Consider the following 26,825-nt stretch of genomic DNA (forward strand, 5'->3'; position numbering starts at 1 on the left):
AAGCATGTTTTATACCTATTTACGTGGCTTAGTGACCTTTATTTTATGGGTTCTGAATGGAAATGCTCATTACCATCATAAGGAACTGATTCCGAGTCAAGAGGAAAATTACATTCTCGTAGCTCCTCATCGAACTTGGTGGGATCCTGTCTACATGGCCTTTGCGACCAAACCCAAGCAATTTATCTTTATGGCTAAGAAGGAACTCTTTACTAATCGGATTTTTGGATGGTGGATTCGTATGTGCGGGGCTTTTCCAATTGACCGTGAAAATCCAGGTGCAGCAGCGATTAAATACCCAGTAAGTATGCTCAAAAAAAGCAAGCGTTCCCTGATTATGTTTCCAAGTGGAAGCCGCCATTCTCAGGATGTTAAGGGTGGAGTTGCCGTGATTGCCAAGATGGCCAAGGCACGTATTATGCCTGTTACTTATACGGGTCCAATGACTTTGAAAGGACTAGCGACCTGTGAACGGGTTGACATGAACTTTGGGCACCCTATTGATATCTCTGATATTGCAAAAATGAATGATGAGGGAGTGGAAGAAGTTGCAAGACGAATCCAGGCTGAGTTTGATCGCTTAGATGCGGAATCTCAGGCACTGCGCAATGACCGGAAACCTTTTATCCTCATCCGTTTGTTGAAGTTTTTACTGTTGCCATTTGTTTTGGTTGTTGCTCTATTGACCCTCTTGTTTAGTTATATCGCTAGTTTTGTATGGGATCCGGACAAGCATCGAAAAGACTAAGCAGTACTCTAGATAAAAAGAATGTCAAAAATCATGTGATTTTTGACATTCTTTTTTTATTTCTTCGATTTTTTACGAATAATAAAAATAAAAGGGGTATTTATGGAGACGTGGATTGAGAAGCTCAAGGAATATAAACTGTTTTTAGGTTTGGCTGCTGTGGGGCTAGTAATGGGAGGAGTATTTCTCTTTTGGCCTAAGCAACCTCCACAAGCACCGGAAACTGTCATTTCCCAGTTAGAAATGGTGGATCAGGAGGCTTCTCCTAAGGAAGACACTAGCCTCCCTTCTAGCTCTCAACAGAGGAGTGAGGAAAAGACGGACTCCTCTCAAGAGAAAATTATGGTGGATGTGAAGGGAGCTGTCAGACAAGCAGGGGTCTACGAACTTCCAGTGGGGAGCCGGGTCTATGATGCGGTCCAAAAAGCAGGAGGGATGACAGACGAAGCCAACAGCCAATCCGTCAACTTAGCGCAAAAATTGGAGGATGAGTCCATCGTCTATGTTGCTAAGAATGGAGAGGAGGTAGCGCCTGTTGCATCTGCATCTGCTGGGACGACCGGTGGCGAAAAGCAGTCAAAAGATGGAAAGGTCAATCTCAATACGGCAACAGAAGCAGAACTACAGACGATTTCTGGGATAGGTCAAAAGCGAGCCCAAGATATCATTGCTTATCGAGAGGAAAAAGGAAAATTTCAGTCTGTTGATGAACTGAAAAATGTTTCTGGGATTGGCCAAAAGACGTTAGAAAAGTTAAAAGAGCATGTTACAGTGGATTAGAAGTCTCAACATTCATCCCTTTCATCTCACCTTGCCGGTTTTAGCTCTCTATTATTGGATGTACACGGGACACTGGCTCGCTTCGATCTTCCTTCTGGCCTTCTTCATCTTGTTTAGGAGACGCTACGATGGCAAACAATTTCTGTGCCTCCTAGGTTTTCTTTCCCTCTTTGCCCTTTGTTTTGCTTTCCGGATTGAACAGGGAAAACAAGAGTCAAGGGATCATAGGGTCCCAAGGGTCATTCAGCTTTTACCGGATACCATCAAGGTGAATGGAGATGCCTTATCCTTTCGTGCCAAGTCAGGTAGCCGTACTTTTCAGGTTTTCTACCAGCTTCAGTCAGAGGAAGAACAAGCCTATTTTAAACACCTCGATCAGGGGCTAGAATTACGGATCAAAGGGGAATTGGAACCCCCGACAAAACAGCGTAATTTTATGGGCTTTGATTATCAGGCTTATCTGAAAACACAAGGGATTTATCACCTTTTGAAAATCAGTCACATTCTTGAAAAGAGACCTGCTGAGCCTAGAGATTTCATAGGTCTGTTGTCTAGTTGGAGGCGAAAGGCGCTTGTATGGGTTCACCAGCATTTTCCCCAGCCCATGAGCCACTATATGACGGGCTTGCTTTTTGGTTTTTTAGATGTAGAGTTTGAAGAAATGAGCCAGCTGTATTCGAACTTGGGGATTATCCATTTGTTTGCCTTGTCGGGCATGCAGGTTGCCTTCTTCCTAGATGCCTTTCGACGCTTCTTTCTCCGCTTGGGACTGGAGCAGGAAAAGGTTGCCTACCTCCTCTATCCGTTTTCGCTTCTTTATGCTGGGATGACAGGCTTTTCGGTTTCGGTTGTTCGAAGCCTCTTACAGAAACTCCTGGCCCAGGCTGGGCTCAAAGGAATGGAAAATATGGGAGTCACTCTCCTCTTATTACTCCTTCTTTTACCGTCCTCCTTGTTGACTGCTGGAGGTCTCTTATCCTGCGCCTACGCCTTTATATTGACACTAACCTCTTCCGAAGAGGAGAAGGAGGGAATCCGAAAAGTCATCAAGGAGAGTCTAGTGTTAACACTAGGGGTTCTTCCTGTTCTCGTTTTTTTCTTTGGAGAATACCAACCCTGGTCCCTTCCTCTAACCTTTATTTTTTCTCTCTTATTTGACCTTCTGTTGTTGCCAGGACTGAGTGTCGTCTTTCTCCTCTCTTTTCTTTATCCCTTGACCTTCTGGAATCCTTTCTTCGTCTGGATGGAAAAAAGTATGGAGTATCTAGCGAGCTTCACTAGTCAATCTTTGGTTTTCGGGCAGCCAAGCATCTATTTTTTCATCTTGCTATTGTGCTTGTTAGCTTGTCTCTATGAGATGCGAAAGGTTAAGAAGTGGAGATATCTTTTTCTACTCTTAATATGCTCTATATTCGCCCTTGTGAAGCATCCTTTAGAAAATGAGATTACCATCATTGATATTGGTCAAGGTGATAGTATTTTGCTACGTGATTGGCGTGGGAAAACCATCCTAATTGATACAGGAGGAAAAGTGGACTTTAGCCAAAAGGAGGAATGGAAGAAGCGAAGGGCTACTAGCAATGCAGAACGGACCCTGCTCCCTTATCTCAAAAGCAGGGGGATTGACCAGATTGATCATATGATTCTCACGCATACTGACACAGATCACATGGGAGATTTGGAAGTGCTTGCGACTAAGGTTAGGATAAAGGAAATCAACATTTCCAAGGGAAGCTTAAAAAAGGACTCTTTTGTCCGTCTGCTCAAACGGTTGAACTTACCGGTAAAAACATTGGAGGCTGGTGATCAACTGTCAATTTTTGATGGGCGTGCAGAAGTCCTCTATCCGGTAGAAGTAGGAGATGGGAGTAATAACGATTCCATTGTTCTCTACGGTCGCTTTTATGGGTGGTCCTTCCTTTTTACAGGAGATTTAGAAGAAGGAGGGGAAAAGACCTTGTTAGCCCGTTATCCTCAACTGCGCGTAGATGTCCTCAAAGCAGGCCACCATGGTTCTAAGGGTTCTTCTCACCCTGCCTTCTTAGAGAAAATCCAAGCAAAAATTGCCCTGATATCTGCGGGTGAAAAAAATCGTTATCAGCACCCTCATCAGGAAACCTTGGAGCGTTTCGAAGAGTTACAAATGAGTGTTTTTCGTACAGATCAGCAAGGAGCGATTCGTTTTAGAGGGTGGAATCAGTGGAAGATTGAAACCGTTCGATAGGAGCTGTTTGATTTCTAGCTTGAAAATTGCTATGATAAAGTCAAGGAAATGAGGTTACCAGTATGAAATCATTACAGTTGTTTTGGACGCAATATGCTGATTTTTCAAGAAGATCAGATAGAAAAGAATTTTGGATTAGCCAAGCCTGGCATTTACTATTTACAAGTCCATTTTGGATTTACCAATTGGTCTTACTCTTTTCAAATTCGAAATCAGAGGAAGACGTGATTCCCTTGACCGGGATGGACGTTTCAGCTTGGTTCAGCATCTTTTTTCTCCTTTATCTCTATCTTATTTTTGTTCCCCAGCAAGCAGTAGTCGTTCGCCGGTTGAGAGATGCGGGTCTTCATTGGGCTTTGATTTTCCTATTTCTAGGCCCTATCTTGCTCTACCTTTTATCTCCTATTTCCATTTTTCTAGTGTTAGCTCTTGCGGGTTTGCTCTGTTTGGCTTGTCTCCTGGTCCTTCCAAGTGCTAGACTTGCACAATCGGACCAGAATGCTTCTCCAGTATTTGCTTCGACGAGTCCCGAGGTCTCTTCGCCAAGTATGCCATCCCATTTGATGGATCCCAACAGTTTTTCAGCTATTCCCCAGATTGTTTCGGCTCCACCAACTCCATTAGAGAAAGCTCCGCTTGAAAAGAAAATGGAATCGGAACAGACCCAGCATCAGTTTAGAGAGTGGAATGAGGTACCTTCAGAACATGCAGGCTTTACAAACAATTAAAAAAATCAGTGCCGAGAATCTTCCTCCTATCCTTGTTTTATCAGGGGATGACATCGGTCAGTTTGAGTGGATGAAAGAGCAACTTTTAAAGAAAGTTGGCTATGATTCGTCTGATTTGAACTATTCCTATTTTGACATGAAGGAAACAGCATATTCAGAGGTCGAGCTTGACTTGGTCAGCCTTCCATTTTTTGCGGACGAAAAAATAGTGATTTTGGATCATTTTGTCGATGTGACGACCGCAAAAAAAAGATACCTGACGGATGATGAATTGCAGTCCTTTGAAGGATACTTATCAGCACCTTTAGAAACGACTCGCTTGATTGTCATTGCGGAAGGAAAACTGGATAGCAAACGAAGAATTGTCAAGCTCTTAAAAAGGGATGCCCAGTTGCTGGAAGCAACTGAATTAAAGGAACAGGAGTTGCGTGCCCATTTCACGGAAGAGATCAAGTCTCTAGGGCTAGCGATTGATTCACAAGCCTTCGACCAACTTTTGATCAAATCTGGCTTTGATTTTAGTGAGATTCAGAAAAACTTGGAGTTTCTTAAAAACTATAAGGGATCCTCAAGCATTACCATCTCAGATATTGAAGAGGCTATTCCAAAAACGCTCCAGGATAATCTGTTTGATCTGATCCAGATGATCCTAAAGAAACAAATTGATCCCGCCCGTAGCTTGGTCAAGGATCTTCGTTTGCAAGGAGAGGATGAAATCAAGCTCTTGGCCATTTTATTGAGTCAGTTCCGCATCTATACACAGGTCAAGCTGTTGAAGCAAGAGGGACGGACAGAATCCCAAATCGTTTCAGACCTATCAGAGCTGACCGGCCGAAAAGTAAATCCCTATCAAGTCAAATTTGCTCTAAGAGATAGTAGAGGGATTTCTCTAGCTTATTTGGAGCAGGCGATTTGTCTTTTGATTGATACCGACTTCCAAATGAAATCGGGAACCTATGAGAAAGATTATCTATTTGATTTGGCTGTACTAAAGCTAGCTAACCCATCTGTGTAAGCAGAATAGTTGAATAAATTTGATGATTGCGTTATCATTTTTATATACATAAAGAAATAGAGGTATTTTCCATGGCAATTATTTTACCAGATCTTCCGTACGCATACGATGCATTGGAACCATACATTGATGCTGAAACAATGCACTTGCACCATGATAAACACCATCAAACTTACGTAAACAATGCAAATGCAGCTCTTGAAAAACACCCTGAAATTGGTGAAGACCTTGAAGCTTTGTTGGCAGATGTAGAATCGATCCCAGCTGATATCCGCCAAGCGCTTATCAATAACGGTGGTGGACACTTGAACCACGCTCTTTTCTGGGAATTGATGACTCCTGAAAAGACAGCTCCTTCAGCAGAACTTGCAGCAGCAATCGATGAAGCCTTCGGTTCATTCGAAGAATTCCAAGCAGCTTTCACTGCAGCAGCAACCACTCGTTTCGGTTCTGGATGGGCATGGTTGGTTGTGAACAAAGAAGGGAAGCTTGAAGTGACTTCAACAGCAAACCAAGACACACCAATCTCAGAAGGGAAGAAACCAATCTTGGGCTTGGATGTTTGGGAACATGCTTACTACGTGAAATACCGCAACGTTCGTCCTGACTACATCAAAGCTTTCTTCTCAGTGATTAACTGGAACAAAGTAGACGAGCTTTACGCAGCAGCTAAATAAGCTTTCATAATAAAAAAAGTTTGAATCAAGAGGTCCCTTAAAGGAGCCCCTCGATCCAGGCTTTTTATTTTTCGAATTGTTCAAAGTAGAGTAAAATGATTCTCCTGTTTTGGGAGGGATATTTCTTGCGTTTATACCTGAAAATGATACACTAGAAGAGTATGTGAAAGTGAGGAAAAAGGCTTCCTACATAAGAAAGAAGCCGTGTCACTTTTTCTGAAAAAAACTGTACCTCAACAAAAGGGAGAATAAAAATGACAAGTATTACGATTACAAAAGGAGCAGTGGATACACCACTTTATCTAAAAATGCTCAACCGCCACGGGTTAATTGCAGGGGCTACTGGTACAGGGAAAACCGTGACCCTAAAAGTCATTACTGAAAAATTAAGTCAGCAAGGGATTCCAGTGTTTCTAGCAGATATCAAGGGAGATCTTTCAGGTCTTGCTAAAGCCGGACAATGGACGCCAAAGATGGAAGAGCGCTATAAACTACTTGGTATTACAGATCCTTTTGAACCTCAAGCTTTTCCAGTTCGCTTATGGGATGTCTTTGGTCAAGCAGGTCATCCAGTCCGTGCTACGATTGAAGGAATGGGCTCTCTTTTGCTAGCGCGCTTGTTGGACCTCAACGAAACGCAAACAGGGATTTTGGCCATCGTCTTTAAATTAGCCAAAGAAAAAAATTGGCCTTTAATTGATTTGAAGGATTTGCAGAGTCTTTTGAAGGAAGTCTATGACCATGCCTCAGATTATTCCGCTCAATACGGCAATATCAGTAAACAATCAGTAGGAGCTATTCAACGAAGCTTGTTAGTGCTAGAGCAAGAGGGGGCAGATCAATTCTTCGGAGAGCCTGCCTTGGATCTTCAAGATTTTATGCAATTGGACAGCAGTGGACGAGGCTACATCAACATTCTATCAGCGACTCGTCTTTTCAACTCCCCTAAGCTCTATTCAACCTTCCTTATCTGGATGTTGTCTCGTCTGTTCGAGACCTTACCAGAAGTTGGAGATCTAGAAAAACCAAAATTTGTCTTCTTCTTTGATGAAGCCCACCTCTTGTTTAATGATGCGAGCAAGCTCTTCCTTGAAAAAGTTGAGCAAGTCGTTCGCCTTATCCGGTCTAAAGGAGTGGGGATCTACTTTATTACACAGAATCCTCAAGATCTCCCTGAGTCTGTATTGGCCCAGCTTGGGAATCGTGTTCAACATGCCTTGCGTGCCTATACGCCAAAAGAAATGAAAGCTATTAAAGTTGCTGCTCAAAGCTTTCGACCAAACCCAGAATTTGATACGGAAACTGTCTTGACGGAGTTGGGAACAGGGGAAGCTCTCGTCTCCTTCCTAAATGAAAAGGGGCAACCAAGTGTGGTGGAACGTTCTTATATTTTGTCTCCACAATCGAGCTTTGATTTGTTAAACGAGAGTGAACAGTTGGCCTTGATTACCAGCTCTCCTTTCCATCAAAAATATGCTGTTCGAGTAGACAATGAATCAGCTTATGAAAAGTTGACTGAAAAATCTGCTAGAGAAGAGAAGGAAAAGGAGCGGGAAGAGGAAGAAAAGACCAGAGTAGCAGAGGAAAAGACTAGTCAAAAACGGAGTCCGGGCCGTCCGCGGAAATCTAGTTTAGAAAAGGCCAAAGATTCCTTTATCAGTTCCTTGTTCCGTACCATTGCGCGTGAAGTGGCAAAACTAATCATGGGATCCTTTAAGCGGAAATAAGACAGTCAAAAGGGGATGGATTCTTAGGATATGAAGAAGGATTGACCTAGAAATCGCTAAAAAATTTCTTCTATAAGAAATCGTTTTCTGAACTGGAAATACCTTGTTATTTTAAAGAGAATCTTTTATAATTAACTTCATATGAAAAAAATATTTAATGTTCGATCGATCATGATTGTGTTGGGGATTTTATTATGTATAGGAGGAGTTGGAGCGTTAACTTACCTCCATCTTTATCAGGCTCCTGCCTCGTCGCTTGCTCAAGATGGAACGACGGCTCAAGCAGTGGACTCCAAGCAAGAGAAGCAAGCACTCCAACCTCCTCGTGTCAAAACTCCTGAGGAGAAACAAGCTGTCATGGATCAAGACCGTGAAACCATGGAGAATTTAGGTCTTGTCTATGATTATGCCAATAAAGGCTTGGTAGAAGTAGTACAAGACTACATGGCTGAATATGGTATTGATCCTTCCCAAATTACCTTTACCTATAAAAATCCTGCGACAGGCCAACAGTTTTCAATGAATGAGTTGCAGCCGATGACAGCTGGAAGTACCTATAAACTGCCCCTCAATATGTTAGTCATGGATGAAGTCGATGCAGGGAAGTTAAACTTAACGGATGAATTTGATATTACCAATACTTACTACGAGTACCTTGGAGAGCACGATAATTATGTAGCTGCCTTTGGTGGCGCTATGACGATTCCAGATATGCAGCGTTATTCTCTTGTCTATTCAGAAAATACGCCGGCATATGCCTTGGCCGACCGCTTTGGTGGTATGGACAATGTCTATGAGAAGTATGAAAAATATGGAAAATCCCGGGCAGAAATAAAAACCATTAGTCCTGAAAACAAAACGACATCTGATTACTATATTCAAGTCTTGGACTATCTTTGGAATCACAAAGAAAAGTATGGGACCTTGCTAGAATTGATCGGAGAGTCCTTCCCGAATGAATACTACAAACGGTATTTACCAGATTTAGTCATTCAGCAAAAACCTGGTTATGTAGCGGAAGCCCTCAATGTCGAAGCCATCGTTTACGAACAAACACCCTACCTCATCTCGATTTTTACAGCTGGTCTAGGGGGAACTACTCCAGAAAGTACGGAGATCAGTGGATACGGTCTTCATTTACTTGGTCAACTCTGCTATGTGATTAATGAATGGCACCGTGTAAATGTCAACTAACGATTTAGAACCTTTCCCAAAAACGTTTTGGGAAGGTTTTTTCTTAGCAAAAATAAGTTTCATGGTTAAAATCTTGGTGACATTCTTTGAGGTCAGTGAATAAATATGATATAATAACTAAAGAACCCAAAGAAAGAATAGAAATGATTACAAAAGAAGATTATCAGTTGATTCGCTCCCATTCAGCTTTCTCTGCGATTCCAGTTGAAAAATTTGATAAATTAGCTGTCGAAATCCATTATAGAGAAATCCCAAAGGGACAGATCCTATTTTTTGCCGGTGATAAGCGCGATCGAATTTTTTTAGTGGTAAAAGGCTATGTTCGTATTGAGGAGTTTGACTCTTCAGATACCTTCTCGTATATGGATTACATTAAAGAAGGAGCCGTCTTCCCATACGGTGGTATGTTTACAGATTCAACTTATCACTATACAGCCACTTCCATGACAACCGTTAAATACTTCAGTATTCCTGTTCAGCTTTATGAGGAAATTGTTCAGTCCAGTATGGAACAAGTTCTCTTTATAACGAGAAAACTTTCAAAAATTTTGGAATTCCAGGAGTTGCGACTTCGCAATGTGGTCGCAGCCAGTGCCAGTGATCGTGTGATCCAATCCTTAGCTCTACTCTGTATGGATTATCAAAAGTTTGGTCCAACCATTCCTTTTCCGATGAGCATGAAAGAGTTGGCCAGATTAGCTGCAACGACGAGAGAAACGGTCAATCAAGTATTAAAGAAGCTCCTAGAAGAGGAGAGAATCGAGTACAAGCATAAGAAATTAACTTTTCTTGATCTTCCATTCTTTTTAGATAGTTTTGAAGAAGCTTAGTAAGGCTTCTTTTATTTTCTGTCAAAAACGATAAAAGTTCTTCAATTTAAATAAAAAATATTTACCCGCAAAAAGAATATATATAATAAAATATCCAAAGAAAGCGGTTCATATTTCATAAAATGATGGTAATATTTAAAAAAACGTCAGATTCTTGGCATTCGTAATGGAAGATTGGTTGTGAAAGCGGTACCAATTGGTGATAAAATGAAACATGTAAACGGGATTAGCTAAGCTAAACCGCAAGAAAAAAGGAGGACTATAGATGTCTACACACCCAATTCATGTTTTCTCAGAAATTGGAAAACTGAAAAAAGTTTGTTTGCACCGTCCAGGTAAAGAGTTGGAAAACTTGATGCCTGACTATCTTGAACGTCTTCTTTTTGATGATATTCCATTCTTGGAAGATGCTCAAAAAGAACACGATGCATTTGCTGAAGCACTTCGTAACGAAGGAATCGAAGTACTTTATCTTGAACAGTTGGCTGCTGAGTCATTGACTTCTCCAGAAATTCGCGATCAGTTTATCGAAGAATACCTTGAAGAAGCAAACATTCGTGGACGCCAAACAAAAATTGCGATCCGTGAATTGCTTCACAGCATTGAAGACAACCAAGAATTGGTTGAAAAAACAATGGCAGGGGTTCAAAAAGCTGAACTTCCAGAAATTCCTGAAGAAGCAAAAGGATTGACAGACCTTGTTGAATCTGACTACCCATTTGCAATCGACCCAATGCCAAACTTGTACTTCACACGTGACCCATTTGCTACAATTGGTAATGCAGTATCATTGAACCACATGTACGCAGATACACGTAACCGTGAAACTTTGTATGGTAAATACATCTTCAAATACCACCCAGTTTACGGTGGAAAAGTTGAACTTGTCTACAACCGTGAAGAAGATACTCGTATCGAAGGTGGAGATGAGTTGGTACTTTCTAAAGATGTATTGGCAGTTGGTATCTCACAACGTACAGATGCTGCATCAATCGAAAAATTGTTGGTAAACATCTTCAAGAAGAACGTTGGCTTCAAGAAAGTATTGGCCTTCGAATTTGCTAACAACCGTAAATTCATGCACTTGGATACAGTATTCACAATGGTGGACTACGATAAATTCACAATCCACCCAGAAATCCAAGGTAACCTTCGCGTCTTCTCTGTAACTTATGAAAACGAACAATTGAAGATCGTTGAAGAAAAAGGTGATTTGGCTGAATTGCTTGCTGAAAACCTTGGTGTTGAAAAAGTTACTTTGATTCCATGTGGAGATGGCAACATCGTTGCTGCTGCGCGTGAACAATGGAACGACGGATCAAATACTCTTACAATCGCACCTGGTGTGGTAGTTGTATACGACCGTAACACTGTAACCAACAAGAAATTAGAAGAATACGGACTTCGTTTGATCAAGATCCGCGGAAGTGAATTGGTTCGCGGTCGTGGTGGACCTCGTTGTATGTCAATGCCATTCGAACGTGAAGAAATCTAATCATCCTTCTACAGGTTAGACGGGCTCAGTGTCTAAACTGAGCCCTCTAAACTGGTTGACAGGATCCAATCAAGCATAATAAAAGGAGATAATTAATGACAACTTCAGTATTCCAAGGACGTAGCTTTTTAGCAGAAAAAGACTTTACACGTGCAGAGTTAGAATACCTTATCGGACTTTCAGCTCACTTGAAAGATCTTAAAAAACGCAACATTGAACACCGCTACCTAGCTGGTAAAAACATTGCGCTTTTGTTTGAAAAAACTTCAACTCGTACTCGTGCAGCCTTCACTACTGCAGCCATCGACCTTGGTGCTCACCCAGAATACCTTGGTGCAAATGACATCCAACTCGGTAAAAAAGAATCTACAGAAGATACTGCTAAAGTTCTTGGACGTATGTTTGACGGTATTGAATTCCGTGGTTTCAGCCAACGTATGGTTGAAGAATTGGCTGAATTCTCAGGTGTTCCAGTATGGAATGGTTTGACTGACGAATGGCACCCAACTCAAATGCTTGCAGACTACTTGACTGTTCAAGAAAACTTTGGACGCCTTGAAGGTTTGACACTTGTGTACTGTGGTGACGGACGTAACAACGTTGCAAACAGCCTTCTTGTAACAGGTGCTATCCTTGGTGTGAACGTACACATCTTCTCACCAAAAGAACTCTTCCCAGAACAAGAAATTGTTGAATTGGCAGAAGGATTCGCAAAAGAAAGTGGCGCTCATATCTTGATCACTGAAGATGCTGACGAAGCTGTGAAAGGTGCAGATGTACTTTACACTGACGTTTGGGTATCTATGGGTGAAGAAGACAAATTTGCAGAACGCGTTGCCCTTTTGAAACCTTACCAAGTAAACATGGAATTGGTTAAGAAAGCTGATAACGAAGACTTGATCTTCTTGCACTGCTTGCCAGCTTTCCACGACACAAACACTGTTTATGGTAAAGATGTTGCTGAAAAATTCGGCGTAGAAGAAATGGAAGTTACTGACGAAGTGTTCCGTAGCAAATATGCTCGTCACTTTGACCAAGCTGAAAACCGTATGCACACCATCAAAGCGGTGATGGCAGCTACTCTTGGTAACTTGTACATTCCAAAAGTTTAAGACTTTATAACCGTATACCAACAGCTATAGGGGCTGGACTGCTAGCTTTAGTCCTGCCCCTATTTTTTATAGAAAGGGAAAACCTATGTCAAGAAAAATCGTCGTTGCTTTGGGAGGAAACGCCATCCTTTCATCTGATCCTTCTGCAAAAGCTCAACAAGAAGCACTTGTAGAAACAGCAAAACACTTAGTCAAATTAATCAAAAATGGGGATGACTTGATCATCACTCACGGAAATGGTCCTCAAGTAGGAAACCTTTTGCTCCAACACTTGGCAGCTGATTCTGAAAAGAACCCAGCTTTCCCATTGGATTCATTGGTTGCAATGACTGAAGGAAGCATTGGTTTCTGGCTTCAAAACGCTCTTCAAAATGCTCTTCTTGAAGAAGGAATTGAAAAGGATGTGGCTTCAGTTGTGACACAAGTCGTTGTGGATAAGAACGACCCAGCCTTTGTCAACCTCAGCAAACCAATCGGTCCATTCTACTCAGAAGAAGAAGCAAAAGCAGAAGCTGAAAAATCTGGAGCAACCTTTAAGGAAGATGCTGGTCGTGGCTGGCGTAAAGTTGTTGCTTCACCAAAACCAGTGGATATCAAAGAAATCAATACCATCCGTACCTTGTTGAACGACGGACAAGTCGTTGTTGCTGCTGGTGGTGGCGGTATCCCAGTTGTGAAAGAAGCAAATGGTAGCTTGACTGGTGTTGAAGCTGTTATCGACAAAGACTTTGCATCACAACGTTTGGCTGAGTTAGTAGAAGCAGACCTCTTCATCGTTTTGACCGGTGTAGACTATGTTTTTGTGAACTACAACAAACCAGACCAAGAAAAATTGGAACATGTTAATGTTGCTCAATTGGAAGAGTACATCAAACAAGATCAATTTGCACCAGGAAGTATGCTTCCTAAAGTAGAAGCTGCCATCGCCTTTGTAAACGGTCGTCCAGAAGGAAAAGCAGTTATCACTTCACTTGAAAACCTTGGCGCTTTGATTGAGTCTGAAAGTGGAACAATTATCGTTAAAGACTAATTCATGTACATGAGTGAGGGGAGTGAACCCATATTTACAGGAGTTTGTACAAAGTTCCTCCCCTATTTTTTTCTAAAAAAGATTAGGAAAAACTAGTTTTTTAATCTTAAATATGATAAAATTAACATATAGGTAAGCGCTTTCTAAAAGTTTAACCTTTTGAAAGACTCACTCAAATTTTGTTGCGTTAGGAGGATAAACAAATGAGTGAAAAAGCGAAAAAAGGGTTTAAGATGCCTTCATCTTATACCGTATTGTTAATCATCATTGCGTTTATGGCAGTGATGACTTGGATTATCCCAGCAGGGGCTTTTGTCGATGGTGTGTATAAATCACAACCTCAAAACCCTCAAGGTATCTGGGATGTATTGATGGCACCGATTCGTGCTATGCTAGGAACGACTCCTGAAGAAGGATCTTTGATTAAAGGAACTAGTGCAGCGATTGACGTAGCCTTCTTCATCTTGATGGTTGGTGGTTTCCTTGGTGTAGTCAATGAAACTGGTATGCTAGACACTGGTATTGCTTCTATCGTGAAGAAATACAAGGGTCGCGAAAAAATGTTGATTTTGGTGCTTATGCCTTTGTTTGCCCTTGGTGGTACAACTTATGGTATGGGTGAAGAAACCATGGCCTTCTATCCTCTCCTTGTGCCAGTTATGATGGCCGTTGGATTTGATAGCTTGACTGGGGTAGCCATTATCTTGCTCGGTTCACAGATTGGATGTTTGGCGTCTACCTTGAACCCATTCGCGACAGGTATCGCATCTTCAACTGCAGGTGTTGGTCTTGGGGAAGGGATCATCCTTCGTTTGATCTTCTGGGTTGTCTTGACTGGTCTTAGCACTTGGTTTGTATACAAGTATGCAGATAAGATCCAAAAAGACCCAACTAAATCCCTCACTTATGCAACTCGTGAAGAAGATATGAAATTCTTCAATGTTGGTGAAGATGAAGAAAATGTTAATTCAACTCTTTCAAAGAAACAAAAACAAGTCTTTGTACTCTTTGTATTGACCTTTATTTTGATGGTCTTGAGTTTCATTCCATGGGGTGACTTAGGTATTTCCTTCTTTGGTGACTTTAACACTTGGTTAACTAGTCTTCCAGTAGTTGGTAAGATTGTTGGTGGTTCAACTGCAGCCCTAGGTACTTGGTACTTCCCTGAAGGAGCAATGCTCTTCGCCTTTATGGGTATCTTGATTGGTATTGTCTACGGATTGAAAGAAGAACAAATCATTTCTTCATTTATGACTGGTGCAGCTGACTTGCTCAGCGTAGCCTTGATCGTAGCGATTGCACGTGGTATCCAAGTTATCATGAACAACGGTATGATCACAGATACGATCCTTAACTGGGGTAAACAAGGACTCAGTGGTCTATCTTCTCAAGTCTTCATCGTCTTGACTTATATCTTCTACTTGCCAATGTCATTCTTGATCCCATCATCTTCTGGTCTTGCCAGTGCGACAATGGGTATCATGGCTCCATTGGGAGAATTCGTCAATGTACGTCCTAGCTTGATTATCACTGCCTACCAATCTGCATCTGGTGTCTTGAACTTGATCGCACCAACTTCTGGTATCGTAATGGGAGCTCTTGCTCTTGGACGTATCAACATTGCAACTTGGTGGAAATTCATGGCAAAACTTGTTGTTGCCGTTATTGTAATCACCATTGCCCTCCTTCTTCTCGGAACTTTCGTTCCATTCCTATAAGAAGTAAAGAGGTGATTCCATGAAAATTGAGATTACAAATCAAGTCAAAGATGACTTTCTAGCTTCATTAAAGACTCTGATTTCTTATCCTTCGGTTTTAAACGAAGGTGAAAATGGAACACCGTTTGGACAAGCTATCCAAGATGTCCTTGAGAAAACGTTAGAAATTGCTCAAGAAATGGGCTTTCAAACTTATCTAGATCCTGAAGGATACTATGGATATGCAGAGATCGGTCAGGGGGAAGAACTCCTGGCCGTTCTTTGTCACTTGGATGTTGTTCCAGCCGGTGATTTAGAAGATTGGCAAACGCCACCTTTTGAGGCGACTCTGAAAGATGGATGGTTGATTGGACGTGGAGTACAAGATGATAAGGGACCATCGCTTGCGGCGCTTTACGCAGTTAAGAGCCTGCTCGACCAAGGAGTCGTATTTACCAAACGGATCCGCTTTATATTTGGTACGGACGAAGAAACTCTCTGGCGCTGTATGAACCGCTACAATCAGATAGAAGAAAAAGCAGATCTTGGCTTTGCTCCAGATTCGTCCTTCCCATTAACCTATGCTGAAAAAGGCTTGCTTCAAGTGAAGCTCCATGGACCAGGCTGGGAGGATCGTCCCTTACAAGCTGGTCGTGCCCTCAATGTGGTGCCAGATAAGGCAACTTATAAGGGGCAACGCTTAGAGGAACTCTTACCAGTTATCGAGCAAAGTGGTGTGAAGTATACAGAAGAAGCAGGAGCAGTAACCGTTCTAGGTCTGTCTAAACACTCCAAGGATGCGGCTGAGGGTGTCAATGCCATTGTAGGCTTAGCTGAAAGTCTTTCCTTGATCCAGCCTCATCCAGCCCTTCTCTTTATCGCAGATGCCGTTGGGGAAGAAGCGACAGGAGCAGCTCTCTTTGGTGAAATCAATGATGAACCAAGTGGTGCTCTTTCCTTCAATATTGCAACTCTCTCCATTGATGAACAGCAATCTGAAATCGGGATTGATATTCGGATCCCAGTCTTAGCGGATAAGGAGGCCTTGGTAAAACGTTTAAGTGAGGTGGCAGCTAGCTATCAACTTCAGTATGAAGAGTTTGATTATGTAGCTCCACTATACGTTCCATTAGACAGTCCATTGGTGAGTACTCTGATGGCGGTCTACCAAGAAGAAACGGGGGATCAGACCCCAGCTATGTCCTCAGGGGGAGCGACCTTTGCGCGAACCATGGAAAATTGTGTGGCTTATGGGGCCCTCTTCCCTGACGCTCTCCAAACAGAGCACCAGGCGAATGAACGAGCTAAACTGGATGATTTATATCGTGCAATGGAAATATATGCAGAGACCATTCGACGATTAGCAGCCAAGGAAGCTTAATATAGATTAGAAAAAAGCTTAGATGGTCTGACCATCTAAGCTTTCTTTTATTTGCTAAAGAAGAAGGGAGGGGTGAATTCTTTCAATTTTTCAAAGCAGTCCAAGGCCCCCTGATTGTCTTCACAAATGATAAGGCAGACGTCATCTCCGCAGACGGTTGCAACAATTTGCGGCAATTCAAGGGCATCTAAGATGGCCCCGAAGGACTGGGCCAGACCAGGTAGAGTTTTGACGACTACTTGGTTTTGGACGGGACGAAGCATGACAAGGGCATCTTCCATATAAAAACGCAGTCGGTTTTCCCAACGAGATGGGGCAATGCTATTGATGGCATAGTAAGAGCTATCCCCTTCGTTAATTTTTACCAGATTCAAGGATTTGACATCTCTCGAGAGGGTGGACTGGGTCACGATGATGCCGTTGGCTTCCAGGCTGTCCTGCAATTCTTGTTGGGTTCGAATTTTCTTTTCTGAAATAATAGACCGGATCAGGCGGTGGCGACTTTCAATCTTATTCATAAGGGCTCTCCTTATTTGATAAACATAGCATCTCCAAAGCTAAAGAAACGGTAGCCTTGGTCGATAGCGTGCTGATAAGCATCCAGAGTGAGTTCTCGACCTGCGAAGGCAGAAACGAGCATGACTAAGGTTGATTTTGGTAAGTGGAAGTTGGTTGAAAAGGCGTCGACAACCTGCCACTGATAGCCTGGTTTGATAAAGATATTGGTCCAACCAGAGTCGGCTTGTAACTCTCCATTAAACTTGTTCCCAATTGTTTCTAAAGTTCGGATAGAAGTAGTTCCAACGGCAACGATGCGGTGTCCACTCGCTTTGACTTGTCGAAGAGTTTGGGCGGCTTCTTCTGAGAGTTGATAAAATTCGGAATGCATCTCATGTTGGTCGAGATCATCGACGGATACAGGACGGAAGGTACCTAGTCCGACATGAAGGGTTAGATAAACCAAGTGAACCCCTTTGTCTTCAATCTTTTGTAAGAGCTCAGGTGTGAAATGGAGGCCAGCAGTAGGAGCTGCGGCAGACCCATTTTCTTTGGCATAGACTGTCTGGTAACGTTCCTGATCTTCCAATTTTTCATGGATGTAAGGTGGTAGGGGCATTTCTCCTAAACTTTCCAAGACTTCAAGGAAAATTCCTTGGTAAGAAAACTCTACGATACATCCTCCGTGTTCCAGCTTCTTGATCAGAGTCGCTTGAAGACGTCCATCACCAAAGCTGACGACCCCACCCTCTTTAAGACGTTTGGCAGGTTTGGCAAGAACCTCCCATTGATCGCCCTCAATATTTTTTAAGAGGAGAAGCTCCACATGCCCTCCTGTATCCGGTTTGACCCCATGGAGACGAGCTGGAAGGACACGGGTATTGTTCATAACCAAAGCATCCCCTGGTTCTAATTCATTGATAATGGCGTCAAAATGCTGGTCTTCCATCTGACCTGTTTGTCGATTGAGGATTAGTAGTTTTGAGGCATCGCGCTTCTCTAGTGGGGTTTGCGCAATTAACTCCTCGGGGAGGTGGAAATCAAAGTCATTCGTATTCATGTTCTCTCCTTGTATCTAAATTCTTCTATTTCTTACATTTAACCTTCCCCATTATATCATGAAATAAGAGTGAAACAAAGGAAATCACTAGCCGAATTTTAAAGGGGTGAAGGTAAAAAATCCTTTTCTAACATCAAGAAAGCGCTTGACAAAAATTGGTCTATACCATATAATGAATATAAGAAATAAGCGGAGGATTTATCATGAAAGTTATTGAAGTAGCCAATCAAATCGAAGGGGGACAGGTTGCTTTTGACCTGCTAAAAGAAAAGTTAGAGCAGGGTGCCAAAACTCTGGGGCTTGCGACTGGAAGCAGTCCACTTGAGTTTTATAAATTGATTCGGGAGAGTGATTTGGATTTCTCAGACATGGTCAGTGTCAACTTGGATGAGTATGTAGGCTTGACGGGAGAAGATCCTCAATCCTATCGTTACTTTATGCAGGAAAATTTATTCAATGAGAAACCGTTTAAAGTTAGCTATCTTCCAAAAGGAAACGAAGATACTGCAGAAGAAGAAACAGCTCATTACAATGAAATTTTGGCCCAACATCCAGTAGATCTGCAAATTCTAGGGATCGGTCGCAACGGCCACATTGGTTTTAACGAACCAGGCACGCCATTTGACAGCCAAACGCATTTGGTCCATTTGGATCAATCAACGATTGAAGCCAACTCTCGCTTCTTTGAAAAAATTGAAGATGTGCCAACGCAAGCCATCTCCATGGGGATTGCGAACATTCTTGCTGCCAAGTCTATCATTCTCTTTGCCTATGGAGAATCAAAAGCAGAAGCGATTGCAGGAATGGTTAATGGTCCAAAAACAGAGAGTTTACCAGCGAGTGCCCTTCAAGGTCATCCAGATGTCGTGATTATTGCTGACCAAGCAGCCTTGAGCTTACTGTAACCAGTTGAAAAAGAGAGACCTATCTGAAATATCCTGAAAGATAGGTTTTTTTATAGAGTGAAGTATGGTACAATAAGATAAAATTCTATATTTGAGGAAAATATATTTTGAAAAAGAAGTTGCTCGTTTTAGGAATCGTCGTCCTATCTCTGTTTCGGCCTCTGTCAATCGTAGCGGATGAGCTGGTGGATATGGCGCAAAAAATGTATCCCAATGATCATGTGCAGGCCTATAATCGACCAAGGTCCTCTCTCGTCATCGATGCGAATACCGGGGATGTTTTGTGGAGAGACAATATTGATGAAGTGCGGGATCCAGCAAGTATGAGTAAGCTTATGACTCTGTATCTGCTCTTCGAAACCATGAAAGAGGGGAAGATTACCAAAGATACGGTTGTCACTGCAACGGCTGCGGATCAATCCATGTCAAAAATCTATGAGATTTCCAACAATAACATCGTTGCAGGAGTGGACTATACAGTCTCTGAATTGATTACCATGACGGCTGTTCCATCCTCCAATGTGGCTACGATTATGTTGGCCAATCTCCTTTCTAATCACGATGCGGATGCCTTTATTCAGCGGATGAACGAAAAGTCCAAGGAGTTGGGGATGACCAATACCATTTGGAACAATCCGAGTGGAGCGGCCATTTCAACCTTCCAAGGTTTGTATACCAGTTATAACTATCCAAATGATGCGGCCAACCAGACAACCGCAAGAGATTTGGCGATTCTCGTCTATCATTTCGTGAAAAAATATCCAGAGATTCTTAGCTATACCAATCAGGCTAAGGTGACCGTGAAACAAGGAACGCCTTATGAGGAGACTTTTGATACCTATAACTATTCCTTGCCAGGAGCAAGATATGCTCTTGAAGGAGTAGATGGTCTGAAGACAGGTTCGAGTCCACGTGGTGCCTTTAACTATATCGCAACCGCTAAACGGGGGGACCAACGAATTATTTCCGTAGTCATGGGAGTTGGTGATTGGTCCGACCAGGATGGTGAATACTATCGACATCCATTTGGCAATGCCTTGATCGAAAAGGCTTTTGCAGATTATCGTTATAAGAAGTTGTTGGACAAGGGTGTTCAGACGATCGATGGAAAGACCTACACACTGGATCAACCTTTCTATGCCACGGTCAAAAAGGGAGAAGAGAATCCAAAACTCGTTGTCAAAGATGGACAGGTAGAGGCGGATTCAGGCTTGATGACCCTATCAGAAAAGATTTCTGATGGACTTCCAGTAAAAGAAGGAGCAGTGAATCAATCAGATACCCAAAGTACTGCGGCTCCATCTACAAAGAAATCCTTCCGTTTTCCGATTGAAAGTCTGGTCATTTTGATTCCAATTGGTATTCTTGCTATGATTCTGTATGTAGAAAGAGCCCATCGCAACCAACGTGCGCGCAAGGCTCAGGATCGCTACAAAAAATAATCGATCAAAACTCAACTGAAATCCAGTTGGGTTTTGTCATTGCCTTTTATTTCTCATGTTGAAAGGAAACTTATGAAAGCATTTCGAAATTCCTATCCTGCTTATTTATTTTTATATAGTTTTTACTTCATGTCGACTGCCCTATTTACGACTTTAATCTCTGTCTATCTGATAGGCCAGCAGTATTCAGCCAGTCAGGTATCTAATTTGGTGTCGACAGCCTTTTTCCTATCCATGCTTACCCAGCCCTTATTTGGTTATATCAATGAACGATTTGGTATTGTTAAAATCACGACCTTGAGCTTAGGAGTCCTCATGGCAGGAGTGGGTGGATTTATCTGGGCCCCTAACTTCTTTTGGTTGACCATCTTTTATGGCTTGGTATTACTGTGTCTAAATGGGACGGCTCCCATGATGGAAATTTTAGCTACCCAGAGTCCCTATGCTTTTGGAAAAATCCGCGTTTGGGGGACGCTAGGGTATGCGGCTGGAGCCCACCTAGCTGGTTGGCTCTATGCTCATCTTAGCCCTCAGTCTGTATACTATTGTGTATTGGTCACGATCCTTCTTAGTTTCTTTACTTTAGGGGCTATCCGTATTGATAAGACCAATCGGGTACAAAAAGAAGCTGTCTCGATCCGGCCTCTGCTCCATAATGGACCCTATCTCTTTTTCCTATTACTGATGGGGCTTGTGTCGGGCGTGGGAAATATTGGCCATACCTATATTCCAGCTCTCTTAATGGATAGTGGGCTCCCTGTTCAGATAGCGTCTACGGTTGTGGCCATATCTGTCGTAGTCGAAGCTCCCCTCATCTTTTTCTCGGACCGTTTTATGGATCATTGGCCCCTGCGTCTCCTAATTTTGCTTCCTGTGGGGATTCTCTTGCTCCAGTATTTCATCTATGCTCTTCCGACTCCGGTCTTCTTAAAAGTGCTGGTTACCCTCTTGGCCAAGCATACGACGGGGATGGTCTTGATCATGGTCTCCTTGCGTTTTATCTCCCAACAAGTGGATAAGAAAGATCTAGTCTTAGCCATGGCTCTCGTGCAGGGAGTGCGCTATCTTGGTACCATTCTCTTGCAACCGCTAGCAGCTTTCTTTGTAGATCACGGTGGATTTTCAATGATGAGTTACTTCTTGGTGGCTGTCCTGGTCCTCGTCCTTCTACTAAGTCTCTTTTTAAAGATGCCAAAAGGAAAATCTCCAGGTCTCTTTGGGAACACGAAGGAGTAAAAAGTTTAGGAAATAGAGTTTGTGAATAGAAGGACTTATGCTATAATGGAGAACGATGATGTTTATGAAAGAAATGAGAGAGAATGAAGTTTAAACGTGCCTTATTTGCGACACTTTCCCTTGCTTGCCTGTGTTTCCCAATGATAGCAAAGGCGGATGATCTTTATCAACAAGAAGATATCATGTCGATCACAGAAAAATCAGGGACTTCGGTGGATGAATTTTTCCGTCCCAAGGCAGATATTGTCGTCGATGCTCACACAGGAGCGATTGTTTATGGAGATAATATTGATGCTCCTCGTGACTCCGGCAGTATGGCTAAATTGATGTCCGTCTACGTGCTTCTGAGAGCTATTAAAGAAGGGCAGCTGGATTATGATACCATGATTACCGCGACGGATACGGATGTGATCATTTCTCAAAATCAGAAGTTGAGCAATAGTCCCATTGTGGCGGGGGCTCAATACAAGGTATCGACCCTCCTAAATATGATTTTTGTTCCTTCATCCAGTGCGGCGACCATCATGATTGCCAATAAGGTGTCTGGAGGAGATCCAGATAAATTCTTGGATTTGATGAACCAGCGGGCCCAGGAAATTGGAATGACCAATACCAAGTGGAACAATCCTAATGGTGCCCCAACTGCAGTCCTAGATGGCTACTATAATCCGACCCGCTATGATCAAAATGCCATTAACCAAACAACAGCAAGAGACATGTCTATTTTGGCCTATCACATAGTTAACGAGTTCCCTGAAATACTCAACTATACTAAAAATGCCAAGATAACCCTCTTCCAAGGTACAGATTATGAAGAAACCCATGAAAATTATAATTATTCCTTGGAAGGTGGAAGATATTCTCTAAAGGGTGCGGATGGCCTAAAAACCGGCTCTAGTCCGACAGCAGATTATAATTACACCTTGACGGTTAATCGCGGAAATCAGCGATTTGTTCAAGTCATTATGGGAGTCGGCAACTATGATGTGGAAATTGCAGAGAGCCTGCGTCACGTCATTGGAAATGCCCTGATTGAAAGACTATATCAGGATTATGAGTACAAAGAGGTGCTGCCGGCGGGGGTTCACACGATTCAGGGGCAAACCTATCACTTAGACAAACCCTTCTATGCTACAGTGAAAAGAGGGACGAATCCAGAGATCAGTGTTCAAAATGGCCAGCTACAAATTGCCAATGGCTTGCAAACTGTTTCTCCGTCCATTCAGCAAACGCAGGCTGTAAGCGCAGTAGAAGCGCCTCATCAGAAGTCCTCTAGCATGCGTCAAAAAGGCTGGGATCCAATGTGGCTCTGTTGCTTCCTTCCTTTTATTTTCTTAAGAATTTTCTTTAACGTGAGATATAAGAGAAAATAAGAAGATTTCCAAATAAATCGATAGACCGGAGATAGACTGATCTCTGGTCTTTTTTTAAAGAATCAGGGGACAGGTATGAATTGACTGCAACCGGGCTTGATGCTAGAATGGTAATGGAATGATAAAAAGGAGAGATTGAATGAAAAAAAGACTATTAACAATGGTTGCTTTAATGGGGGTGCTTGGGCTAGTAGCCTGCTCAAATCAAGAAGGGACCTCGTCCAGTGAAAAGTCAGTTCAGGGAACAGCCCAGTCTTCTAGGGCCTCTCAGAGCAAGAAAGTGACCAGTTTGAAAGGATCCTCAGAATCTCCTTTTGTTTTGTATACAGATGAGGAACTTGAAAATGCCAGAACCGTTGGGGATTTTAAAGCTTTCTATGCTTTGATGATGGACCGAACAGTTGCTCATTCGGAGGAAGCAGGAGCATCACTCACGGGCTCTGCAAAAGAGACCTATGAGACTTATCTGAAAGACTTGAAGGAGAAAATGGAAACGAGCAAGGCCCGTTTTAATGAATCCATGGATACGATAGGGTCTGAAGACACCGATGTTCCGGAAGATACTCGTGCAAGCATTGTCGAAAAATTCGAAACGGCTCGAAAACAAGCTGAAGCATCTGAAAATGGAACCTCCCCATCATCGGAAACTCAAGATCCGGCATCAGGCGAGAAAACGAATGAGTCAGATCAGTGAGCGGGGGACATTATGTAATGTCTTGTCTAAGATGAATGAACATTCGCTATTCATTTCAGTAAGATCATATCTAAACAAGGAGCTGGGCTCCTTTTTTTCTTACCCCTCCGTATATTTGTCCTCCATTACGAATTATATAAGTGGAGGTGATGATATGTTTCTTGCAGCAGATACTAAGAATCGTCGTTGGAATTGTTTGGAGAAGGTCCCGATGAAAAAGGAAGGTCCCTTTTTCTGTCTCCTGTGTGGAAAGGAAGTCCGCTTAAAGAAAGGGCCCGTGATGCGTCCACATTTTGCTCACATCAACCTAGAGGCTTGCCCCTTCCATCATGAAACGGAGAGTTCCGAACATCTAGAGTTAAAATTGGGGCTTTATCAATGGGCCAAGCAAAACACTCTAGCTGAAGTGGAAAGTCCTCTGCAGGCAATCCAACAGATTGCGGATGTTCTCCTTCCAGATCAAAAGCTTGCCTTAGAAGTGCAATGCAGTTCCTTGTCTATGGAGCGTTTAAAAGAACGAAGCGATAGCTATCGCAAGCATGGGTATCAGGTTTATTGGTTGTTGGGGAAAAACTTATGGCTCAAGAAAAGCCTGTCGGCTCTGCAAGAAGGTTTTGTCTATTTTAGCCAAAATAGGGGCTTTCATCTCTGGGAGTTGGACCTAGAGAAGCAGGAAGTTCGTCTCCACTATCTGATCCATCAAGACTTACGAGGGCGTCTTCATTATCGGACTCAACATTTTCCTTTTTATGGAGGGAATCTGTTAGAAGTTTTGCGGACGCCTTATGCCAAACAAGCCTTGCAACGAATGAGGGTCCCTCTAGACCGACAGTTTAAAGACTATCTTCGTCAGCAGTTGTATTACCGGCATCCTAAGTGGATGGCTCTTCAGGAACAGCTCTATCTGAAAGGAAAGCATCTCCTGGAGTTGGACTTGGAAGCCTTTTATCCCCTTTGTCGGCCACTGAAGTCTAGGAATTTTATCCAGATTAAGGGAGATTGGCAAGGCTATTATCAGAACTTTATGACCTATTATCTCCAAACCGGAATGAAAGCGACGCAGACTCTTTATTCGCCTCGTTTTTATCAGAACTGGAAAGCTTAAATTTCTGTCAATCAAATACCCCCAAATGGTAATATATGTGATAAAATAGAAACATTGGAGGATTTTTGTAATGGTAAAACAACGAAATGAAATTGATGAAAAATACCAATGGGATTTGTCGACCATTTTTGCGACAGACCAAGCATGGGAAGAAGAAGCAACTGCTTTAGCTGCAGCCATTAAAGATGCTGCTCATTTTGCAGGTTCTTTATTGTCTTCTCCAGCTAACCTATTAGAAACCACAGAAGTTTATTTGGACTTGAACCGTCGTTTGGAGAAGGTTTATGTCTACGCTCATATGAAGAATGACCAGGACACACGCGTAGCCAAATACCAAGAATTCCAATCAAAAGCGATGTCCCTTTACAGCCTTTTAGGGGAGACCTTTGCCTTCTACGAACCAGAATTTATGGAGATCACTGAGGAGCAATACGCCAACTTCTTGAAAGAAGTCCCTGCTTTAGAAGCTTATGCTCATTACTTTGACAAATTGCTCAAAACCAAAGAGCATGTCCTTTCTCAAAAAGAAGAAGAATTGTTAGCAGGAGCAGGTGAAATCTTTGCTGCGGCAGGTGAAACCTTTGAGATTTTGGACAATGCAGATATCGTCTTCCCGATGGTGAAGGATGACCAAGGCCAAGAAGTTCAGTTGACCCATGGAAACTATATTTCTTTGGTAGAGTCTAAGGACCGCCAAGTCCGTAAGGAAGCTTACCAAGCCTTGTATGGTGTCTATGAACAGTACCAACATACCTATGCTAAGACCCTTCAGACTAACGTCAAGGTCCACAATTACAATGCTAAGGTTCGCAAATTTTCTAGCGCGCGTGAGGCAGCTCTTTCTGCTAACTTTATCCCAGAGAGCGTCTACGATAGTCTGGTAGAAGCGGTTAACAAGCATTTGCCTTTGTTGCAACGCTACGTGAAACTCCGCTCAAAAATCTTAGGAATTGAAGATTTGAAGATGTATGATGTCTACACGCCACTGTCTTCTACTGATTACAAGTTCACCTATGAAGAAGCACTTGCTAAGTCTGAGCAGGCTTTGGCGGTGCTTGGTGGTGACTACCTATCTCGCGTGAAGCGCGCCTTTACTGAACGTTGGATCGACGTCCATGTCAACCAAGGAAAACGCTCAGGTGCCTATTCAGGTGGTTCTTATGATACCAATGCCTTTATGTTGTTGAACTGGCAAGATACATTGGACAATCTCTTCACCTTGGTGCATGAGACTGGCCATAGTATGCACTCCAGCTACACCCGTGAAACCCAACCTTATGTCTATGGGGACTATTCGATCTTCCTTGCGGAGATTGCATCTACAACCAATGAAAATATCTTGACTGAGCAACTGTTGTCAGAAGTAGAAGATGATGAGACCCGTTTTGCTATTCTCAACCACTTCTTGGATGGCTTCCGTGGTACAGTCTTCCGTCAAACCCAGTTTGCTGAGTTTGAACATGCGATTCACAAGGCCGACCAAGAAGGACAAGTCTTGACCAGCGAATTCTTGAATGAGCTGTATGCGGACTTGAATGAGAAATATTATGGTCTTTCAAAAGAAGACAATCCAGAAATCCAATACGAATGGGCTCGCATTCCTCATTTCTACTATAACTACTATGTTTTCCAATATTCGACTGGTTTTGCAGCAGCCTCTGCCTTGGCTGAGAAGATCGTTCATGGAACACAGGAAGATAAGGACAAATACCTAGAGTATTTGAAGGCCGGAAATTCGGACTACCCACTCAATGTGATCCGCAAGGCAGGTGTTGATATGGAAAAAGAAGACTACCTTCATGCCGCCTTTGAAGTCTTTGAACGTCGTCTCAATGAATTTGAGGCCCTCGTTGAAAAATTAGGATTGGCCTAAG

General features: G+C 42.6%; 23 protein-coding genes. 21 read left to right on the forward strand and 2 right to left on the reverse strand.

All coding sequences use genetic code 11. The features are described 5' to 3' along the window. The first annotated feature begins 4 nt into the window (after positions 1-4). From ADH49_RS02725 to ADH49_RS02790, 14 genes are all read left to right on the forward strand, one after another. Complete coding sequence (locus tag ADH49_RS02725) at positions 5-748, forward strand: lysophospholipid acyltransferase family protein (RefSeq protein ID WP_048689177.1); 744 nt, start codon at positions 5-7, stop codon at positions 746-748. Positions 749-850: 102 nt separating this feature from the next. After that, positions 851-1,528: a helix-hairpin-helix domain-containing protein gene (locus tag ADH49_RS02730; protein WP_048689181.1), complete on the forward strand. Its 678-nt coding sequence runs from the start codon at positions 851-853 to the stop codon at positions 1,526-1,528. Further along, the gene (locus ADH49_RS02735) at positions 1,512-3,752 is read left to right on the forward strand and encodes a DNA internalization-related competence protein ComEC/Rec2 (protein ID WP_048689185.1); all 2,241 of its coding nucleotides are present in this window, start codon (positions 1,512-1,514) and stop codon (positions 3,750-3,752) included. The genes ADH49_RS02730 and ADH49_RS02735 overlap by 17 nt, the downstream gene beginning before the upstream one ends. Positions 3,753-3,814: 62 nt before the next feature. Next, on the forward strand, positions 3,815-4,480 hold the full coding sequence (locus ADH49_RS02740) for a DUF805 domain-containing protein (protein WP_048689189.1): 666 nt from the start codon (positions 3,815-3,817) through the stop codon (positions 4,478-4,480). Then, entirely contained in the window at positions 4,458-5,495 is a 1,038-nt protein-coding gene (holA, locus tag ADH49_RS02745) for a DNA polymerase III subunit delta (protein ID WP_048689192.1), read from the forward strand. Before ADH49_RS02740 ends, holA begins: the two co-directional genes overlap by 23 nt. A 71-nt stretch (positions 5,496-5,566) precedes the next feature. Then, positions 5,567-6,172: a superoxide dismutase SodA gene (gene sodA, locus ADH49_RS02750; RefSeq protein WP_048689195.1), complete on the forward strand. Its 606-nt coding sequence runs from the start codon at positions 5,567-5,569 to the stop codon at positions 6,170-6,172. A gap of 254 nt (positions 6,173-6,426) precedes the next feature. Next, a complete protein-coding gene (locus ADH49_RS02755) occupies positions 6,427-7,899 on the forward strand; it encodes a helicase HerA-like domain-containing protein (protein WP_048689198.1) in 1,473 nt (490 codons plus the stop codon). Positions 7,900-8,040: 141 nt separating this feature from the next. Then, positions 8,041-9,093 carry a serine hydrolase gene (locus tag ADH49_RS02760; RefSeq protein WP_048689201.1) on the forward strand — a complete coding sequence of 351 codons (1,053 nt, stop codon included), beginning with the start codon at positions 8,041-8,043 and terminating at the stop codon, positions 9,091-9,093. 143 nt (positions 9,094-9,236) lie between these two features. Next, positions 9,237-9,923, forward strand: coding sequence for a Crp/Fnr family transcriptional regulator (locus tag ADH49_RS02765; protein ID WP_048689203.1), 687 nt, complete (start codon positions 9,237-9,239; stop codon positions 9,921-9,923). Positions 9,924-10,188: 265 nt separating this feature from the next. Then, positions 10,189-11,418, forward strand: coding sequence for an arginine deiminase (gene arcA / locus ADH49_RS02770; RefSeq protein ID WP_006596658.1), 1,230 nt, complete (start codon positions 10,189-10,191; stop codon positions 11,416-11,418). Between the two features lie 95 nt (positions 11,419-11,513). Next, positions 11,514-12,530 (forward strand): ornithine carbamoyltransferase, encoded by a 1,017-nt coding sequence (gene argF / locus ADH49_RS02775; protein WP_048689206.1) that lies wholly within the window; start codon positions 11,514-11,516, stop codon positions 12,528-12,530. Between the two features lie 85 nt (positions 12,531-12,615). After that, complete coding sequence (gene arcC / locus ADH49_RS02780; protein ID WP_048689208.1) at positions 12,616-13,560, forward strand: carbamate kinase; 945 nt, start codon at positions 12,616-12,618, stop codon at positions 13,558-13,560. Between the two features lie 203 nt (positions 13,561-13,763). Beyond that, complete coding sequence (locus tag ADH49_RS02785; protein WP_048689211.1) at positions 13,764-15,278, forward strand: YfcC family protein; 1,515 nt, start codon at positions 13,764-13,766, stop codon at positions 15,276-15,278. A gap of 19 nt (positions 15,279-15,297) precedes the next feature. Continuing rightward, a complete protein-coding gene (locus ADH49_RS02790; RefSeq protein WP_048689214.1) occupies positions 15,298-16,638 on the forward strand; it encodes a dipeptidase in 1,341 nt (446 codons plus the stop codon). Positions 16,639-16,685: 47 nt separating this feature from the next. Here ADH49_RS02790 and ADH49_RS02795 read toward each other — a convergent pair whose 3' ends face one another. Together ADH49_RS02795 and queA are read right to left on the reverse strand one after the other, a co-directional pair. Next, on the reverse strand, positions 16,686-17,156 hold the full coding sequence (locus ADH49_RS02795; RefSeq protein ID WP_048689219.1) for an arginine repressor: 471 nt from the start codon (positions 17,154-17,156) through the stop codon (positions 16,686-16,688). Positions 17,157-17,167: 11 nt separating this feature from the next. Beyond that, complete coding sequence (gene queA / locus ADH49_RS02800; protein WP_048689224.1) at positions 17,168-18,196, reverse strand: tRNA preQ1(34) S-adenosylmethionine ribosyltransferase-isomerase QueA; 1,029 nt, start codon at positions 18,194-18,196, stop codon at positions 17,168-17,170. Positions 18,197-18,399: 203 nt separating this feature from the next. Here queA and ADH49_RS02805 point away from each other — a divergent pair, with 203 nt between their 5' ends. The 7 genes from ADH49_RS02805 to pepF all read left to right on the forward strand — a co-directional run bounded on the left by ADH49_RS02805 (position 18,400) and on the right by pepF (position 26,824). Continuing rightward, positions 18,400-19,101, forward strand: coding sequence for a glucosamine-6-phosphate deaminase (locus tag ADH49_RS02805; RefSeq protein ID WP_048689227.1), 702 nt, complete (start codon positions 18,400-18,402; stop codon positions 19,099-19,101). 107 nt (positions 19,102-19,208) lie between these two features. Beyond that, positions 19,209-20,543, forward strand: a complete 1,335-nt coding sequence (locus tag ADH49_RS02810; protein WP_048689232.1) for a DUF1958 domain-containing protein — start codon at positions 19,209-19,211, stop codon at positions 20,541-20,543. A gap of 72 nt (positions 20,544-20,615) precedes the next feature. Then, positions 20,616-21,779, forward strand: coding sequence for an MFS transporter (locus ADH49_RS02815; RefSeq protein ID WP_048689234.1), 1,164 nt, complete (start codon positions 20,616-20,618; stop codon positions 21,777-21,779). Positions 21,780-21,862: 83 nt separating this feature from the next. After that, a complete protein-coding gene (locus ADH49_RS02820; RefSeq protein ID WP_048689236.1) occupies positions 21,863-23,152 on the forward strand; it encodes a D-alanyl-D-alanine carboxypeptidase family protein in 1,290 nt (429 codons plus the stop codon). Positions 23,153-23,291: 139 nt separating this feature from the next. Continuing rightward, positions 23,292-23,846: a hypothetical protein gene (locus ADH49_RS02825; RefSeq protein ID WP_048689240.1), complete on the forward strand. Its 555-nt coding sequence runs from the start codon at positions 23,292-23,294 to the stop codon at positions 23,844-23,846. Between the two features lie 154 nt (positions 23,847-24,000). After that, positions 24,001-24,951: a competence protein CoiA gene (locus tag ADH49_RS02830; RefSeq protein ID WP_048689243.1), complete on the forward strand. Its 951-nt coding sequence runs from the start codon at positions 24,001-24,003 to the stop codon at positions 24,949-24,951. A gap of 70 nt (positions 24,952-25,021) precedes the next feature. Continuing rightward, positions 25,022-26,824, forward strand: a complete 1,803-nt coding sequence (pepF, locus tag ADH49_RS02835) for an oligoendopeptidase F (RefSeq protein ID WP_048689245.1) — start codon at positions 25,022-25,024, stop codon at positions 26,822-26,824. Position 26,825 lies beyond the last annotated feature (1 nt).

Source organism: Streptococcus sp. 400_SSPC, from assembly GCF_001072745.1.
In the GTDB taxonomy this organism is placed as follows: Bacteria; Bacillota; Bacilli; order Lactobacillales; family Streptococcaceae; genus Streptococcus; species Streptococcus xiaochunlingii.